This window comes from Alphaproteobacteria bacterium (assembly GCA_039980135.1).
GTDB lineage: Bacteria > Pseudomonadota > Alphaproteobacteria > UBA6615 > UBA6615 > UBA8079.
This window is the reverse complement of record JBDXCV010000002.1, coordinates 15507-31529: the sequence shown is the minus strand read 5'-3', so window position 1 is coordinate 31529 and position 16023 is coordinate 15507. Positions and strand designations below refer to the sequence as shown.

Sequence of the window (16023 nt, the reverse complement as noted above, 5' to 3'; positions counted from 1 at the left end):
TCCCGATCAATCCGCATCGCCGGGAAGAGTCAGGTCACCGTCGCGCAACGGTTTGGGGCGTACCTTCGAGATTCCCATCACGAACGCAATGATCTCGGCGACCGCCTTGAAATGTTCGGGCTGGATGAACTCGTCGATCTCTACCGAGGCGAAAAGACCCCGCGCGAGCGGCGGGTTCTCGAAGACCGGCACGTCATGTTCCTCGGCGGTCTCGCGAATCCGGAACGCCACCGCGTCCACGCCCTTCGCCACGACCTTCGGCGCCGCCATCATCTCCTGATCATAAGAAAGTGCCACGGCATAATGGGTCGGGTTGGTGATCACCACATCCGCCGTCGGCACCGCCTGCATCATGCGTTGGCGCGAGCGTTCCATGCGTATCTGGCGCAGCCGCGCCTTGACGTGCGGGTCACCCTCGGCCTGCTTCGCCTCGTCGCGCACTTCCTGGCGGGTCATGCGCAGTTTTTTGCGATGGTCGAATATCTGATACATGAAGTCGATCAGGGCCAGCGCCGTCAGCACAATCACGACGCCGCCGAAAATCTTCACCCCCAGCTTGAACAGAAGCTCCAGGACCGTGCGCAGATCCATGACCGGGATATGCGGTATCTCCTCGAGTTCGGGGATGATCACCGCCGCCGCGACCGCGGCCACCATGGCGATCTTGAACAGACCCTTGACCAGTTCGGTCACCGAGCGCAGCGAGAACATGCGCTTCAGACCCTTGATCGGGGATATTTTCTCGAGGCTCGGCTTCAGCTTCTCGGGCGCATATATGATGCCGTGCTGCACAAGCGGCGCGGCGATCGCCGCCAGCACGAACAGCAGCATCGGGAAGGCAATCGCCAGCGCGACCCCCGACGCGACTTCGGTCAGCAGCAGTCCCAGGGATTCCTGGCCGAATGCGATATCATGCGGCCGCTCGATGAAACGCCGCAGGTCGCGGATCATCGCGCTGCCGGTCGACGGCAGAAAGAGCCCGACCGCCATGGTGCCCGACAACAGCACGAACCAGTTCGTGATCTCGCGCGACTGGGCCACATTGCCCTTCTTGCGGGCATCCTGCAGACGCTTGGCGGTCGGCTCTTCTGTTTTTTGCGCGTCGTCCTGATCCTGATCGGCCATCGACGCCCCCTATGACGACCGCAGGAAACCGCCCATGACGGTCTCGAAATGATCGAGGAACACGATCATGCTGACGCCCAGCGTGATCGAGAGAATGGAAAACCCGACGAGGATCTGCAGCGGCAGGGCGATAAAGAAGACCTGGATCTGCGGCATCAGCCGGGCCATCAGGCCCATCGAGACATAGATCAGCATGCCGACGACCAGCACCGGAAGTGCGATCTGCAGGCCGAGCCGGAAACTGTCCGCCACCACCCGCGCGGCCATGTCCGAGAAGTCCCCGACGGGGAAGCCCTGCCCCGGCACGAAGAGTACATAGCTGTCGACCAGCCCCATCAGCATCACATGGTGCATGTTGGTGACGAACAGCAGGGTCACGCCGATGGTGGCCAGGAAGGCCCCCGTGATCGCACCCTGCTGACCGGCCGTGGGATCGAAGAGCTGGGCGCTGGCAAGGCCCGAGTTGAACGCGATGATCGTGCCGCCGACCTGCAACATCGACAGCAGAAGCCGGGCAATGGCGCCGATTGCGATCCCGATCAGTATCTCGCCGCCCAACAGAAGAAACAGTTCCGACAGGATCGGCGGGGTCGCGGGGATGGTGGACGAGACGATCGGGAAAACCAGGAAGGTCACGGTGAGCGCGACAATCAGGCGGACCCGCACCGGCACGCTGACCTCACCGAATCCCGGCAGCAGCATCAGCGCGCTGCCGAGGCGCGCGAAGATCATCATGAACAGATAGACATCGGTGACCAGCAGACCTTCAAGCATGAACGTGCTGCCCGTCAGCCAAGGCCGATGATCCGGTCGGCCAGTCCTTCGGTGAAGGTTATCAGGGTCGTGATCATGAACGGCAGGAAGACCAGCAGCGAGACGAAAATCACGAGGATCTTCGGCACGAAGGCGAGCGTCATTTCCTGGATCTGGGTCAGCGCCTGAAACAGCGAGACAATCAGACCGACGACCAGGGCGGTGATCATCAGCGGGGCCGACAATTTCAGAAGCACGATCACGGCTTCACGCGAAATGTCGAGAACGGTGGCGGTATCCATCGAGGAGCCTTCTGCCGGAGATGGTGGCCGTAAAAACGGGAAACGAAAGTCCGATCGTCAGATCGGCATGCGGAGAATTTCCTGATAGGCCGCGACGACCTGATCGCGCATCGCAACGACGGTCTGCAGCGCGATTTCGGCATCGGCGATGGCGGTCACCACCTCCGAGACCTCGGCGCTGCCGTCGATCGCCTCGAGGGTCACGGCCTCGGCCCGTAGGCCCGATTGCAGTGCGCCTTCGGCGGCGGACTGGACCAGGTCGGAGAAACTCTCTCCGGCTTGCTGGGGCCGGGGTTCGATCCCGGCGCCGCCGCGTGCGGCATTGGTGTATGCGCCGATGGCGCTGGTGAGGTTGGCAGTCATGCGAGAACTCCCGTGGCAAGGGTTCGCCGGCTAGTGGTTGGATGGAAGGGGTGCGGGGTTGGTTACTGGAGCAGCTCCAGGGTGCGCGACACCATCGTGCGGGCCACATCGACGACCCGGAGGTTGGCCTGGTAACTGCGCTGCGCGGCGCGCAGATCGACCATCTCGATCATCGTCTTGACGTTCGGCAGCAGCACATAGCCGGTGTCGTCCGCGGCCGGATGGCCCGGCTCGAACCGGCGGCTGAATTCGGAATTGTCGACGCCGATGTCGTGCACCGCGACCTTGTGCGTGTCCAGCGTCCGGTCGAACACATTGCGGAAACTGACGGTCTGGCGCTGGTAGGGCAGCTGGTTGGGGCTGGTCGCCAGGCTGTCGACGTTGGCGATGTTCTGGGAAATGATGCGGACACGCACATTCTGGGCGAGCATACCCGATGCGGCGATCTGCATGGCCTTGTTGAGATCAGACATGGGCGGCGATCCTCGTTCCGGAGTTGATTGCCATGCGCCTAGCGGCCCGGTCGGGTGAGCGCCGTGCGGAGCAAATCCAGATGCTTGCGATACAGATTGAGCGTGGTCTGGTAGGCCATCTGGGTCTCGCCCAGCTTGGTCAGCTGCTGTTCGATGCTGACGTCATTCTTGTCGAGAGTCCGTTCATACACATCGGGCGCCTCCTCCGTGGCAAACGGCGTGCGCGCCGACATCCCGACCAAATGGGTTCCGTGGGTGCGGTTCGGCGGGAACCCGTTCTGGTTCGATTCCTTGCGCACCAGTTCCTGAAAACTCACTTGCTTCAGGTCCTTGGCATTGAAGCCGGGCGTGTCGCCATGGGCGACATTCTGCGAGATGATCTCGGTGCGGTGTGACAACCAGGACATCTTCTTGGTCATCATCTGCAGCACGGGAAGATTATTGAAATCCATAGGCAGTCCCGTTGGCATTGCGCGCCGGGCAGGCAGTTCCGAACGCGCAAATAGAGGCAAATTTGCCGAAAACTTTATCGATTGCCCCAGTATCACGGCGCGCTGTTAACAAACGGTAAAGCGGTATAAGCTGTGCCAAACCGCAGGGAGGTGCGGCGAACCCGCGTTGGTCATGAAGGACCGGCCGCAACGGGACGCCGGTTGGGGACATGCTCTATCTGACGCGCAAAATCGGTGATTCCATCATCATCAACGACGACATCGAAGTGACCGTCGTCGACGTGCGCGGGAAATCGATCAAGCTCGGCCTGACCTTCCCCGAGGACGTCTCGGTCTACCGCCATGAGGTCTATGAGCGCATCCAGGCCGAAAAGGCGGGCGAAGGCGCCACGGATGGCAACGCCGGTGGCGAGGCCGCCGATGCGCCGGACGAAGAAGCGCCCGTCAAGACGACAGACGGCCCCGCCGAGTAACGACCGCCGGGCCGCACGGCTTCCTTAATCTCTTCTTAAGCATAATCCGCGATCCTCTGGGCGTGCGGCAGAAGGCCGCTCAACAACGCAACGAGAAGCACGCGTGCCTGCCACCCCCTTCGCGCAACTGGGCGTCATGCCCCTTCATGTTCCGCGCCGGTCCACGTTTCAGCGGACCGCGCACGCGCCTGCGGCTGGCCTCACCCATTCTCAAAACGACCTGGAGTCCTAGACGATGCCCACGCTCGAAGCGGTCCGCGAGGACCTCGATACCGCGACAAACTCCCTCGACGATATCCGCGCCGCCATGCGCGACGGACAGGATGTCGATCTCGACACGTTCAACCTGAAGGTTGCCGAGACCTGCAAGGCGGCCGTCGAGCTGCCCCGCGCCGACATCCCCCTGGTCCGCGAACAGCTCGAGACTCTCCTGAGCCAGCTCAACGAGATCCGCGCCGAGATCGAGGCCGAGCAGGCAGAGATCGCCGAACAGCTCGCGCGCACCGAAAACGCCGCCGCGCGCACCGGTCACAGCGCCGGCATTTCCATCCCGGAAGCCGACACCCCGCCGGACGACGCGGCCTAATCGACTTTTTTAGTTACTTCCCAAGGGTTTAGTTGGTTATGGATCTGGTCTCCGGATTACGTTTCGTCCTCGCGCTCGTCGTCGTCCTCGGCCTGATCGCAGCACTTGCCTGGATCCTGCGCCGCTATGGCGCGGGCCGGGTCACGCTCGGCGCGGGCAAGGGGCGGCTCGGGGTGGTCGAGGCGTCGCATATCGATGCCAAGCGCCGCCTCGTGCTCATCCGGCGCGACGGCGTCGAGCATTTGCTGCTGCTCGGGCCGACCAGCGAGACGGTTATCGAGACCGGGATCACACCCGGCGCGAACTTCACCGACCATCTCGACGCAACTCAAAACGACGCCGCGAACGATGCCGGCGGGACCTCCCCATGACCGGGTTCCGCGGCCTGAACCGATACGCGATCGCGCTCGGTACGCTGGGGATCGGTTTCCTCGGCTCGATCGGCATCGCCGAGGCCCAGAATTTCAACCTGGATTTCGGCGATGGCGGCTCGACGACCGCGCGGGTCGTGCAATTCATCGCCCTGCTCACGGTCCTGTCGCTGGCCCCGTCGATCATCGTGATGGTGACCAGCTTCACCCGGATCGTGGTGGTGCTCGCCTTCCTGCGTTCGGCCATCGGCACCCAGCAGACACCGCCAAACACCGTGCTTGTCAGCCTGGCGCTGTTCCTCACGGCCTTCGTCATGGCGCCGACCCTGGAGACCGCCTACGAGCAGGGCATTCAGCCGCTGATCGCCGAGGAAATCACCGAGGGCGAGGCGTTCGACCGAACGATGGCGCCGATCAGGGACTTCATGCTGCAGCATGTCCGCGAACAGGATCTGCGGCTGTTCATGGACATGGCCGAAATCGAGACGGCGGGCAGCATCGAGGAAACCCCGCTGCGCGCGCTCATCCCGGCCTTCATGATTTCCGAGCTGCGCCGCGCCTTCGAGATCGGCTTCCTGCTGTTTGTGCCCTTCGTCATCATCGACATGGTCGTCGCGTCGGTGCTGATGTCGATGGGCATGATGATGCTACCACCGATCATGATTTCGCTGCCGTTCAAGCTGATCTTCTTCGTGCTGGTCGATGGCTGGTACCTGGTGGCCGGCAGCCTGGTGCAGAGCTTCGGTTAGCGAGGCTGTTTGCGTACCGGCCTTCAGCTCACGCGCCAATTCGCCATCCCCGAATTTGCACATCGACGATAACCGGCTTATCTCGGACGGTTCCGTATAGAACTGCCCGAAGGAAGCCCCTTGTCGTTTGAACTCTGGTTCGCCTTTGCGCTGGCCAGCACCGCCCTGCTCGCGGTGCCCGGCCCCACGGTCATGCTCGTCGTGAGCTACGCGCTGAATCGCGGCCGCGTCTCGGGCTGGGCCACGGTGCCCGGAGTCGCGTTGGGGGATTTCACCGCCATGACCTTATCGTTGCTCGGAGCCGGTGCCATCCTCGCCGCGTCGGCGGCGATGTTCACGGCTTTGAAACTGGCCGGCGCGGCGTACCTCGTCTGGCTGGGCATCCGAATGTGGCGCGCCTCTTCAAACACACCCACACCGCCGGGGCGGGCCGCCGGGGCCGCGCCCGGCGGCTGGTTTCGCATGTTCGCGAACGCCTACATCGTGACAGCCCTCAATCCCAAGGGCATCGTGTTTTTCGTCGCGTTCGTACCCCAATTCGTCGATGTCGCGCAGCCGCTCTGGCCCCAATTCATCATCCTCGAGGCGACGTTCCTTACGCTGGCAGCGGTGAATATCGTGATCTGGGCTGTGCTGGCGGGAGAAATGCGAACGCGGTTTCATTCACCGCCCATGCTGCGCCGTCTCAACCGGATCGGCGCCGGCTTCCTGGTCGGGGCGGGATTTGTCACGGCGCTGGTCCGGCCCGGCGGCTGACCACCCACTGCCAGCTTCCAACTTCCATCCAGAAATCACGAACCGGTGGTTGCCGGGGATCCATCCGAGGCTGCCGCGAGGCGGGCCCGGTAGCTGTCCATGAAGGCCTGGAGTTCATCCACCTTGGCGACGCGCTTGAGGACTTCGGCGAAGTCGCGCGGGGCGGTTTCCACCGCGGTGAGAACCCGGAAGTCCGCGCCGAAAGGGGTTCCCGCCATCGCCGCCCCATGGGTCGTGGCGAGCGCGGTCAGGCGGTTCGATTCGCCCGCCAGCGCCAGCGCCACGGCGCGGTTCATCACGTGGCGGCTTTGTTCGGGACCAAGGGTTTCGTCCGGGCCCGGCAGCGGGCCGGCGAGCCGCGTCAGGACCCGCGCGGCGGCCTTCCAGTCCTGGGACCGCCAGTGAATTTCGGCGCGCAGCAGATCGACTTCCTCGCCATCCAGGCCATCCAGCCACGCCAGCGCGGGGCCATACTCGCCCAGCAGGGTGCGGGCGCGTGACACGGCAACCTGGCGTTCCTTCATCAGCGCGTCCGGGAGCCCGCCCACCTCGCTTTGTTCGAGCGCCTCGAGCGCCAGCTCCGGTTTACGGTTGAGCAATTGCACCATCGCCAGACGAACCCCGATCTCCGCCTTTTCGACACCCACGAGGCGGAACTCGACCTGATGGGCCAGCAGTTCGGCGGCCTGATCCAGCAGATCGACGGCAACCAGGCGGTCGGCCAGCCGCCGGATCATGGCGTCGCCCGCAGCGCCGGCCGGTGCCAGCTCGCGAAACTCGTTGAACAGGGCGATCGCGGTGATCGGCGCAAGCTCGTCGGCCTCGCCTTCGAGATAGAGCCGTTCGAACAGCATGCGCATCTCGTCGGCCAGGAGTGGCGCCAGGGGATGTTCGGGGAAATTGCTCGCCGCGCGCTTCAGGGTGCGCAGGCCGTCGCGGTAGTCGCCGGCCGCCAGCTCGAGTTGCCCGAGCCGGCGCAGGATACGGAATTCAAGCGTATCCCCGCGCCACACGTAACGCAGGCTGTCCAGAGCCTCGACGGCTTCCGCCGGCGACATGTCTTCTTCCGACAGCAGCAGCTCGGTCTTCTCCAGCACGGCCAGCGCGCGGCTCAGCCGATCGCGGCCGTTGATCGTCCGGTCATACAGCGCGATCGCGGTATCGACTTCGCCATTCTGGGCGGCAATCCCGGCCTGCAGGACACGGCGACGATCGATCTCGGCGGGGGTCAGGTCGGCTTCGCCGATGACCTCGAGCCAGAATTCGCTGGCCACCGGGTCGTGTGCCGCGAGCGACAGTTCGGCGCCCAGAAACCCGAACCGTGTGCGCAGTGAATCGGGGTAGTCCTGAACGAACCGCTCGGCTGTCTGCATTTCGATCGAGGCGTTGAGCGTATCGCCCTGGGCGCCGCGGATGGCGGTCCGCCAAAGTTCCAGCTCCGGCTCCAGATCAAGCTCGCGATCGAACAGATCCCGCTCGGCCCCGGCGACATCGCCCATCACGAAACGGGCGGCGCCGCGCAACGCGCGCAGGGTCGGGACCCGCTCCAACTCGGGCGCCTCGCCGACCATCACGTCGATCAGGCCGATCGCCCGGTCCGCGAGACCGTAAGCCACGTAGAATCGCGCCAGTTCAAGCCGGGCGGTGTTGCGGTCCGCGGGCTCCGCCTTGCCGACCTGCGCCAGCAACTCACGTTCGGATGCCGCGAACTCACCGAGCTCGGCATGGCGCCACTCGACGAAGCGGAACAGGCGCTCGATATCGTCGTCGGGGCCGTCGGCAAGCACACGTGTGCGCGCGGCAGCCTCCGTCAGACGCAACCCGCCGCCGGCAGTGACGATGACCCGGTCGTCGCCCGCGCGCACATCGACGCGGTCGGAGACCGGCACAATCGCGACGCCCTGGATGGAAACCAGCAACCGGAAATCCGGGAAAGAATGGCGCCGCGCGACCCCGTCGCCCGTCTGGCGCACCGGGATCACATGGATCGCATCGCCGACTTCAGGATCGACGATACTGACCGGAATTCCGGGCACCGTGGGCCCAACGGTAACGGACGGTACGCTGCCGATATTGGCCATCACGTTCATCGGGATTTCGGGCTTCAACAGCTGCGGCGCCAGGACGATTTCCCACTCGTTGCCGTCGCGCACGCTCAAGGCATTGAAGCCGGGGATCGTCGTCAGGCGGAGTATCGTCGCGCGCTCATGCGGCACCTGCTCGACATCGTGCACGAATTCACCGGCCACAGACATGATTCGTTCCGTGTCGATCCGCGCGACGCGATCAAACACGATCCAAAGGCGTCCGCCGCGCCGAAACAGGGCGGCGCCGGTCGGCGAAATAAACGGAAAACGAATGAGCGCGCCATCGAGTTCGGCTTCGACTTTGATTTCGAGCGCGGCGACGTTGTCGGCCAGACGATCGAGGGTTCGCGGCGCAGGAACCATCGCCGGCGGGCGCAGGTCCAGCGGTGCGGAAACAGCCTGTGGCGTGTCCGTGCCCTGTATCGCAGCCAGCGCGGTCGTCTGGATCACGGGATCAGGTTCCGAGTTCGCTTGCGGGGCTCGGTCCGCACTGACCGCGTTCGCATCGGAGATCAGCGAGACCGGCCCGGTCGGTGCTGCAACCGCCTGTGCCGGCGGCACGGGCGGGGGTGTCTGTGCCCGCGATGATGCCTGCGCTGGCGCCTTCGACGGAGTCTCCGTGGGCGCCGCGGCGGCGGTCTGCGTTGCCGGCCGGGGCGTGTCGAACACATCGACCACGACCTTGAGCCCGTCGCGGAAATGGCGGATGCGCCCGGTGACATCGAGATGCACGATCGTGGCGTTCGCGGAATCGGGCACGGCCGATGCGGATGCGAAGCCGCGCGCGGCGCGGACATCTGCGGGCTTGAAACGTATATCGGCGGCCCGGCTGAACCGCATCGTCACGTCGCCGTTTCGGTTGTCGACCCGGTAGCCCACATTCGACGACCAGTCGAACACCAGGCGCGTGAAATTCGCGTGGCGGCCGAAGCGGGTCGCGACTTCGGGGATGTCCCGACCGGCGGCCGAAGGCGCGACCTTCCGGAGGTCGATCACGACCGAACCTTCATTGATGAAGTCCCGCATCCGATGCGGCCCGGTCAGGGTGGCGACGATGGTGTTGCCGCCTTCCAGTGAGATCGCCTGCACATAGTCGCCCAGGACCCGCGATACATCGTCGAACGCGGCCTCGATCGGCGTGTCGAACTTGATTTCGATCCGGTCTCCGTCGGCCCGGGCCTCGTAGTCGATCGCGCGCGGAAGGTCGAGCACGATGCGGCCGAAGCCGGGATGCTCACCGGCGCGCACCGTCACGGCGTCCGTGGCAAGGGCGGTCAAAGGCGTCACGAGGAGCGCGCCCGCGATGACGAGCCCGACCCAGAATCCCCGCACATTTCGACGGGACCTGTTCATCAGTCGATGGGTTTTCATCCAACGCGTCATTTCAAACCTCCGAACCGATCCCGGACGACGATGTCGACACGGCGCGCCAGTTCCAGCCGCCGGGCCGCCGGCAGATCGGGATCAATGTCGTCGAAGCGCCCCGCCCCCGCCCCGGCGACACGAATTGTCCGCGATACCCCTGCGGCGTTGAGCGCGCGCGCCACGGACGCCGCGCGGGCGAGCGACAATTCCCAGTTGGTGTCATTGCCACCGTCGCGCACGAGACGCGGATCGGCATGACCGACGACTTCGATATCGTTCTTGATACGCCCCAGTACGCCGGCGAGGACGAAGACCGAGCGCCGCCCATCGGCCCCGATCCGCGAACCGCCGCTTTCAAACAACAGTCCGGCCGGGAGCGTGACGATCAGCGACCCGTCGGCAACCCGCAACCGCGCGCCTTCGAGGATCGGCTCTTCCGCCACATGGCCGGCAAGAATCCGCCGCAAGTAACCCAGATCGAGCCCATCTTCGGCCACAAGCTGCGTGATGTTCTGCTCCGCGGCCGGCTTCGCCTTTTCGGCCACCCGGGTGAGATCGAACTGACGGTCGAGGGCATCCACTGCGCCATTCCAACGATCGGTATCCACCTCGGACATTGAGAACATCAGGACGAAAAACGCGACCAGAACGGCTGCCAGATCGGCAAACGTAACGAGCCACTGGGGTGGCTGGCCGGCCGGCTTCTTTCGGGCCGCCGTCATCGGACGGCCGACGATCGTTGGGGCGGTTTCCGTCGCGCTCACGGTGATACCCCGCGGGTCCGCGAGAGCAGATCGGTGACGCGAAACTCGATGCGAATTTTTCTCGGGCTGCCTTCGGCCAGGCCGGCGACCAATTGATCGGCCTCGAAGCCGACGCGCTCGAACCCGCGAACGATTGCGCCGGCACGGCGGGTCGCGACGTTGATTGTCTTGAGGTCGGCGCCATCGAGACTCCCCACGCCGCGGTAGGTCGTGACTTCGAGATTGAGGCGCGTGCCGGGCGGCGGCGGCAGGACACGCCCGGTGATGCGGTTCGCGAACACAAGCAGCGCCGGGGACGGTCTGGCCGCGCGGGTGAACAACGCGTCCGCATCGATATCCAGAACGACGACATTGCCGAGACGGATGAGTTCGTAGCGACCGACCCCGAACAGCGTGCGCAAGAGCTGATTCAGCTCGGCCTGCACCTGGCTCGCGGCCCCGACGCGGCCGACGAATGACCCGAACTCATGCTCGGGGCCCGACGGATTGCCAATATTGAACGTGGCATTCAGGCTGCCGATCACCGCGCGGGTCTTGGTCGTCTCGAACTGCGCCAGGGTGTTGAGCATGACAAAGAATGCCAGCAACAACAGGAAGATGGACAACATCGACATCACGCCCGACGGACCGCCACGCGAACCGCGGCGCGGCGCGGCGATGGCCGGTCCTTCGGAAATCTCAGTTGTGTTCGATGTCGCCATTCGGTCCGTTCACGAATGATGTCCGGCAGCGGGCCGGAATGCCCTAGCCGCCCACGGCGCGCGGCGACGACAAGTCGACGGTCTTGCGCCGGGCCAGTTCTTCCGTCACTTCGCGTGCGCGTTCGGGCTGCATCGCCGCCAGGATCGGGGCGGTTTTCCGGGTGTTCATGCGCTCCATGATGCCCAGCAGGGTCGTCAGTTCGAGCTCGCCGAGAATGCGGGCCGCATCCTTCGGCTTCATCGTCTCGTAAATCTTGACGACGCTTTCCAGCTCGGCCTGTTCCTGTTTGTCGTACTGACGCACGAGCGCCTCGATCGCGTTGCGGATCTCCTGCAACTCGGTGATTCGCGTATCGATCCGGGCCTCGGCCGCGTCCAGAAGGCGATTGCGGGAATCTATCTCGTCTTCGCGCGCGATCAATTCCTGCCGGCGTTTCGCGAGATCCTGCAGAATCTCGAGTTCCTCATCTGTGAACCGGGTGACGGGATCGAAGGAATCGTCGTCCACCGGCTCCGGAGCACGCGCCGCGGGCGCCGCGGCCGGTTTCGCAGGCGCCTCGCTCTTGGTTTCCGCAAGCGCCACCGTGGTACCGCCGAGTTCGATACCGCCGGCGAACTCACCCGCGCGTACGGTCAGCAGCAACACCGACGCCACCACCAGGACGGGCAGCAGGCGAACGGCCCGAAGAAACTTTCCGATCAGACGACCCATCAGCGCAGCACCTCGTCGACACCGGCCATCTTGCGGGCGGAGGCCAGCCAGGCCGGGGTCTTGTCGACGGCCTCTGCGTCGCCGGATTCGTCGAACGCATGCTCGGCGGGGGCCAGCGCTTCCTCGGAAGGCTCGAAAAGATACCGTGCTTCCGGATCGTCGCCGGGCGCGCGCGTCTTGCGCGGCACGTCGCGCGGCTGATTCATATTCGATGTCGGCGTCTCGGCGCGCTTCAATTCGCGCGATCGACCGCTGGCAATCAGCGTTTCGAGTTTGCTCGCCTGCGCCTCGGCCCGCGAGACCAGAAATTCGAGGTCGTCACGAAGCGCCGTGGTCGAGCCGCGCTTGTCATCCAGCTCGGAAGCGCTGGCATCGGCCACACGCTGCAGCAGGGCCACCCCGCTTTCCGCACGCTCCGTCGCGGCAACGAACTGTTTGAGCATTTTCTCGAACCCGCTGCGGTCGAGACGCATGCGACCCAGCTTCCGGTTCAGGATGACAGCGTAGGTGATCGTTGCGATCAGGAGTGCGGCGACAACAACGTCCAGCATTATGGCGACACTCATTCGACAATTTCCTCGGCTGCAGCCATGCGTTCCTCGACCTGGACCGCGACCATGTTGCCCTTGCGACCGATCCGGCCACTGAACATCGGCACCTCGCCGCAATAGAGTTTGATTTCGGAATCGGGGCCGGTATTCAGCGGCAAATGCTGCCCCTTCTTCAGATTCAAGGCCTCGTTGAGCGAGATCGTCTGCTCGTCGAGCACCGCGCGCAGCGGGACGTCGGTCTGCCAGAGTTCGGATGCGAGATGGTTCTCCCAGATCGAATCCCGGCCGAATTTTTCGCCCATGAACATCTGCAGCAATACGTCACGAACGGGCTCGAGGGTCGCATAGGGCAGCATCAGTTCGAGCTTGCCGCCACGGTCCTCCATATCGATCCGCAATCGCGTAATGATGCCGGCGTTCGCCGGCCGGCCGATCGTCGCGAACCGGGGGTTTGTCTCGAGCCGGTCGAGCCGAAAATTGATCGGTGCCAGCGGATCGAACGCGGCCGAGAGGTCCACCAGGACCACGTTGATCATCCGCTCCACCAGATTGCGTTCGATGGTCGTGTAGGGCCGACCTTCGATCCGCATCGCGGCGGTGCCGCGGCGCCCGCCGAGAAGCACATCCACGGTCGAGTAAATCAGGGAGCTGTCGACGGTCAGGAGACCGTAATTGTCCCACTCCTCTGCGCGGAACACGCCGAGCATGGCGGGCAGCGGAATGGAATTCAGATAGTCGCCAAACCGGATCGACTGGATGGAGTCGATCGACACTTCCACATTGTCGGATGTGAAGTTGCGCAGGCTCGTGGTCATCAATCGAACGAGGCGATCGTAGACGACCTCGAGCATCGGCAGGCGTTCATAATTGACGAGCGCGGAATTGATGAGAACGGAAATACCGTCGTCTTCATTCTCGCCGTCATAGCCGTCGAAACCGAGAAGACTGTCGATCTCGTCCTGATCCAGGACGCGATTGCCCGTCTCGTCGTCGCCGTCCTCCGCCGCCATCGGCGGGGCGGCAGCTGCTTCGTCGCTCAATGCGTTGTCTTCAGTATCTTCCAAACTCACCACTGCACCTACAAACAGTTATTGAACGAGCATTTCCTTGAACAGCACGTCGGTGACCCGGGCCGGACGCACCGCTGCGTTGACGCGGAACAGCAGTTCCTCGCGCAAGCGGTATATGCCGGCCGAACCACGCAGATCCTCGACCCGCAGTTCGCGGAGATAGACCTGGAAATTGTCAACGATCCGCGGCATCGAGGATTCGAGCTTCTCGATGTCGTGGGCATCCGTGAGTTCAAGCGAAACGATGATTTTCAGGAAATTCGAGCGCCGCCCGGGGCTGTTCAGATTCACCAGCATCTGGGGCAGTTCGTAGTAAACCGAATTCGCTTCGGCCTTGTCATGTTCCTCGACCGCTTCCTCGGCATGCTCATCACCGCCGCCCAAAACCGAATCGAACATGCCGGTCATGAACGCGCCGCCCCCGATCAAAAGGAGCAGCACCGGCAGCGCGATCATGATGAGTTTCTTCTTTTTCGACTTCCGGGGTCCGCCCTCGTCGTCGAAATCCTCATCACCTGCCGCGTCGATGTCGGCGCCGTCGTCTTCGTTCGTCTCTTCTTCGGCCATTGTGCAATGCTTCCGGGCGATTGGGGGCCATCCACCTATGAATGGCCCTGACCCCGGCAATCTATGGCCAGTCTGGTTAACAATCTGTTGAGGTGGCCCGGAATCGTCTCCAAATCCGGCAGACTTTGCCGGGTGTCACGGCCTCATCCGACCATTCTTGCCGTGCCCGATGCGCGCGGACCCACGAACATCCCCTGAAAACCGGGGTTTTTCGGTCTGGCACGGTGTCTGCACCTGTTCCGGCGATGATTCGCACCAGGACAAAGACATGACAACCACTTCGCAAGTCGCACTCTCCTATCAATCCGCGCTGTCAAACCAGCTCGACGTCGCCGCCAACAACATCGCCAACATGTCCACCACGGGCTTTCAGGGCAGCCGCCCGATGTTCGCGGAATTTCTGGCCGAGGTGGGCGACGACGGCACCAAGGTCTCCTATGTGGAGGATCTCGGGACGATCCGGGATATCAACCAGGGGCCCCTCGCCTTCACCGGCAATCGCCTCGATGTGGGCATCCAGGGCGAAGGCTATTTCGTGGTCGAGGACGACGGCGAGTTTTTCTACACCCGGAACGGCAAGTTCCAGGTCGATGAGAGCGGCCGCCTGATCCAGAGCGGCGGCGCTGCCGTGTTGGACGAGCAGGACAATCCGATCGTGTTCAGCCCCGACGAGGTGAATATCGATATCAGCCGCGACGGCGTGGTGCGCACCGACAATGGCGAGATCGCAACCCTGCGGATCGTGACCTTCGCCAACCAGCAAGACATGGAACATCGCGGCAGCAGCATGTTCGCCACCGATCAGGCGCCCATCGAGGCCGCCGACACCGAGGTCGTGCAGGGCATGCTCGAAGGCTCGAACGTCGTCGCGATCACGGAAATGACCCGAATGATCGAAATCCTGCGCAGCTATCAGTCGGCCGCGCAGACGATCACCCAGGAAGAAGATCGCGAAGAAGAAGCGATCGATATTCTCACGCGGACCGTGTGAGCTGAGGAGGTACAGATATGAGATCTTTGAGCATCGCAGCCACGGGCATGCTGGCCCAGCAGCTGAACGTCGAGGTCATCTCGAACAACATCGCCAACATGAACACGACCGGCTTCAAACGTCAGCGGGCCGAGTTCCAGGACCTGCTCTATCAAAGCCAGCGCCGGGTCGGCTCGACGTCGTCCGACAGTGGCACGATCGTCCCCGCCGGCGTGCAGATCGGTCTCGGTGTCAAAACCGCGTCGGTCTACACGATCAACGAGCAGGGCAACCTGCAATCGACCGAGAACCCCCTCGACCTCGCGATCAGCGGCGGCGGTTTCTTCCAGATTTCGCTCCCGACCGGCGAGACCGCCTACACCCGGGCCGGATCGTTCCAGCTGAGCCCCACCGGTCAGCTCGTCTCGGTTGACGGCTATACCGTCGATCCCGCGATCACCATTCCCGCCAACGCGGTCCAGATCACCGTCAACTCGAGCGGCCAGGTGCTGGCCCAGATCGCGGGTCAGGTTGCCGAGCAGAATGTCGGCCAGCTGACCCTGGCGAACTTTGCCAATCCCGCCGGTCTCAACCCGGTTGGCGACAATCTGTTTCTCGAGACTCCGGCTTCGGGCAGCGCCACATCCGGAAATCCGGGCGTGACCGGCCTCGGGACAATCCTCCAGGGGTTTCTCGAAACCTCCAACGTCAACACGGTGAGCGAGATCACCAACCTGATCACGGCGCAGCGCGCCTACGAGATGAATTCGAAGGTCATCCAGACTTCGGACGAAATGCTCAGCACCATCAACCGGCTGAGATAGGGAGCGTTC

20 protein-coding genes are annotated in these 16023 nt (G+C 63.7%); 7 read left to right on the top strand and 13 right to left on the bottom strand.

The annotated features are described in order from the left end of the window. Positions 1-6: 6 nt before the first annotated feature. The 6 genes from flhB to ABJ363_01085 form a co-directional block, all read right to left on the bottom strand. Positions 7-1125 (bottom strand): flagellar biosynthesis protein FlhB, encoded by a 1119-nt coding sequence (gene flhB, locus ABJ363_01110; GenBank protein MEP4377572.1) that lies wholly within the window; start codon positions 1123-1125, stop codon positions 7-9. A 9-nt stretch (positions 1126-1134) separates the two neighbouring features. Next, positions 1135-1899: a flagellar biosynthetic protein FliR gene (fliR, locus tag ABJ363_01105; protein ID MEP4377571.1), complete on the bottom strand. Its 765-nt coding sequence runs from the start codon at positions 1897-1899 to the stop codon at positions 1135-1137. A gap of 14 nt (positions 1900-1913) precedes the next feature. Beyond that, positions 1914-2180 carry a flagellar biosynthesis protein FliQ gene (gene fliQ, locus ABJ363_01100; GenBank protein ID MEP4377570.1) on the bottom strand — a complete coding sequence of 89 codons (267 nt, stop codon included), beginning with the start codon at positions 2178-2180 and terminating at the stop codon, positions 1914-1916. A 57-nt stretch (positions 2181-2237) separates the two neighbouring features. Then, positions 2238-2543, bottom strand: a complete 306-nt coding sequence (locus tag ABJ363_01095; protein MEP4377569.1) for a flagellar hook-basal body complex protein FliE — start codon at positions 2541-2543, stop codon at positions 2238-2240. A 62-nt stretch (positions 2544-2605) separates the two neighbouring features. After that, positions 2606-3016 (bottom strand): flagellar basal body rod protein FlgC, encoded by a 411-nt coding sequence (gene flgC / locus ABJ363_01090; protein ID MEP4377568.1) that lies wholly within the window; start codon positions 3014-3016, stop codon positions 2606-2608. 38 nt (positions 3017-3054) lie between these two features. Continuing rightward, positions 3055-3468: a hypothetical protein gene (locus ABJ363_01085; protein MEP4377567.1), complete on the bottom strand. Its 414-nt coding sequence runs from the start codon at positions 3466-3468 to the stop codon at positions 3055-3057. Between the two features lie 209 nt (positions 3469-3677). On the opposite strand from ABJ363_01085, the gene csrA reads away from it, so the two are divergent. From csrA to ABJ363_01060, 5 genes are all read left to right on the top strand, one after another. After that, the gene (gene csrA, locus ABJ363_01080; protein ID MEP4377566.1) at positions 3678-3941 is read left to right on the top strand and encodes a carbon storage regulator CsrA; all 264 of its coding nucleotides are present in this window, start codon (positions 3678-3680) and stop codon (positions 3939-3941) included. Between the two features lie 235 nt (positions 3942-4176). Next, positions 4177-4527 (top strand): hypothetical protein, encoded by a 351-nt coding sequence (locus ABJ363_01075; GenBank protein MEP4377565.1) that lies wholly within the window; start codon positions 4177-4179, stop codon positions 4525-4527. A gap of 38 nt (positions 4528-4565) precedes the next feature. Further along, a complete protein-coding gene (locus tag ABJ363_01070; protein ID MEP4377564.1) occupies positions 4566-4898 on the top strand; it encodes a flagellar biosynthetic protein FliO in 333 nt (110 codons plus the stop codon). Next, on the top strand, positions 4895-5647 hold the full coding sequence (gene fliP, locus ABJ363_01065) for a flagellar type III secretion system pore protein FliP (GenBank protein MEP4377563.1): 753 nt from the start codon (positions 4895-4897) through the stop codon (positions 5645-5647). The genes ABJ363_01070 and fliP overlap by 4 nt, the downstream gene beginning before the upstream one ends. Positions 5648-5767: 120 nt before the next feature. Further along, positions 5768-6403, top strand: coding sequence for a LysE family translocator (locus ABJ363_01060; protein ID MEP4377562.1), 636 nt, complete (start codon positions 5768-5770; stop codon positions 6401-6403). A gap of 35 nt (positions 6404-6438) precedes the next feature. Here ABJ363_01060 and ABJ363_01055 read toward each other — a convergent pair whose 3' ends face one another. The 7 genes from ABJ363_01055 to ABJ363_01025 all read right to left on the bottom strand — a co-directional run bounded on the left by ABJ363_01055 (position 6439) and on the right by ABJ363_01025 (position 14220). Further along, on the bottom strand, positions 6439-9873 hold the full coding sequence (locus ABJ363_01055) for a tetratricopeptide repeat protein (GenBank protein MEP4377561.1): 3435 nt from the start codon (positions 9871-9873) through the stop codon (positions 6439-6441). Then, the gene (locus ABJ363_01050) at positions 9870-10619 is read right to left on the bottom strand and encodes a flagellar motor protein MotB (protein ID MEP4377560.1); all 750 of its coding nucleotides are present in this window, start codon (positions 10617-10619) and stop codon (positions 9870-9872) included. The genes ABJ363_01055 and ABJ363_01050 overlap by 4 nt, the downstream gene beginning before the upstream one ends. Then, a complete protein-coding gene (locus tag ABJ363_01045) occupies positions 10616-11320 on the bottom strand; it encodes a flagellar motor protein MotB (GenBank protein MEP4377559.1) in 705 nt (234 codons plus the stop codon). The genes ABJ363_01050 and ABJ363_01045 overlap by 4 nt, the downstream gene beginning before the upstream one ends. Before the next feature lie 43 nt (positions 11321-11363). Further along, positions 11364-12032, bottom strand: coding sequence for a hypothetical protein (locus ABJ363_01040; protein MEP4377558.1), 669 nt, complete (start codon positions 12030-12032; stop codon positions 11364-11366). Continuing rightward, a complete protein-coding gene (locus ABJ363_01035) occupies positions 12032-12598 on the bottom strand; it encodes a DUF6468 domain-containing protein (GenBank protein MEP4377557.1) in 567 nt (188 codons plus the stop codon). The genes ABJ363_01040 and ABJ363_01035 overlap by 1 nt, the downstream gene beginning before the upstream one ends. Continuing rightward, positions 12595-13593, bottom strand: a complete 999-nt coding sequence (gene fliM, locus ABJ363_01030; GenBank protein ID MEP4377556.1) for a flagellar motor switch protein FliM — start codon at positions 13591-13593, stop codon at positions 12595-12597. The genes ABJ363_01035 and fliM overlap by 4 nt, the downstream gene beginning before the upstream one ends. 78 nt (positions 13594-13671) lie before the next feature. Continuing rightward, on the bottom strand, positions 13672-14220 hold the full coding sequence (locus ABJ363_01025) for a flagellar basal body-associated FliL family protein (GenBank protein ID MEP4377555.1): 549 nt from the start codon (positions 14218-14220) through the stop codon (positions 13672-13674). A gap of 268 nt (positions 14221-14488) precedes the next feature. On the opposite strand from ABJ363_01025, the gene flgF reads away from it, so the two are divergent. Further along, on the top strand, positions 14489-15211 hold the full coding sequence (gene flgF, locus ABJ363_01020) for a flagellar basal-body rod protein FlgF (GenBank protein ID MEP4377554.1): 723 nt from the start codon (positions 14489-14491) through the stop codon (positions 15209-15211). Positions 15212-15228: 17 nt separating this feature from the next. Then, positions 15229-16014 carry a flagellar basal-body rod protein FlgG gene (gene flgG / locus ABJ363_01015; GenBank protein MEP4377553.1) on the top strand — a complete coding sequence of 262 codons (786 nt, stop codon included), beginning with the start codon at positions 15229-15231 and terminating at the stop codon, positions 16012-16014. Positions 16015-16023: the final 9 nt, after the last annotated feature.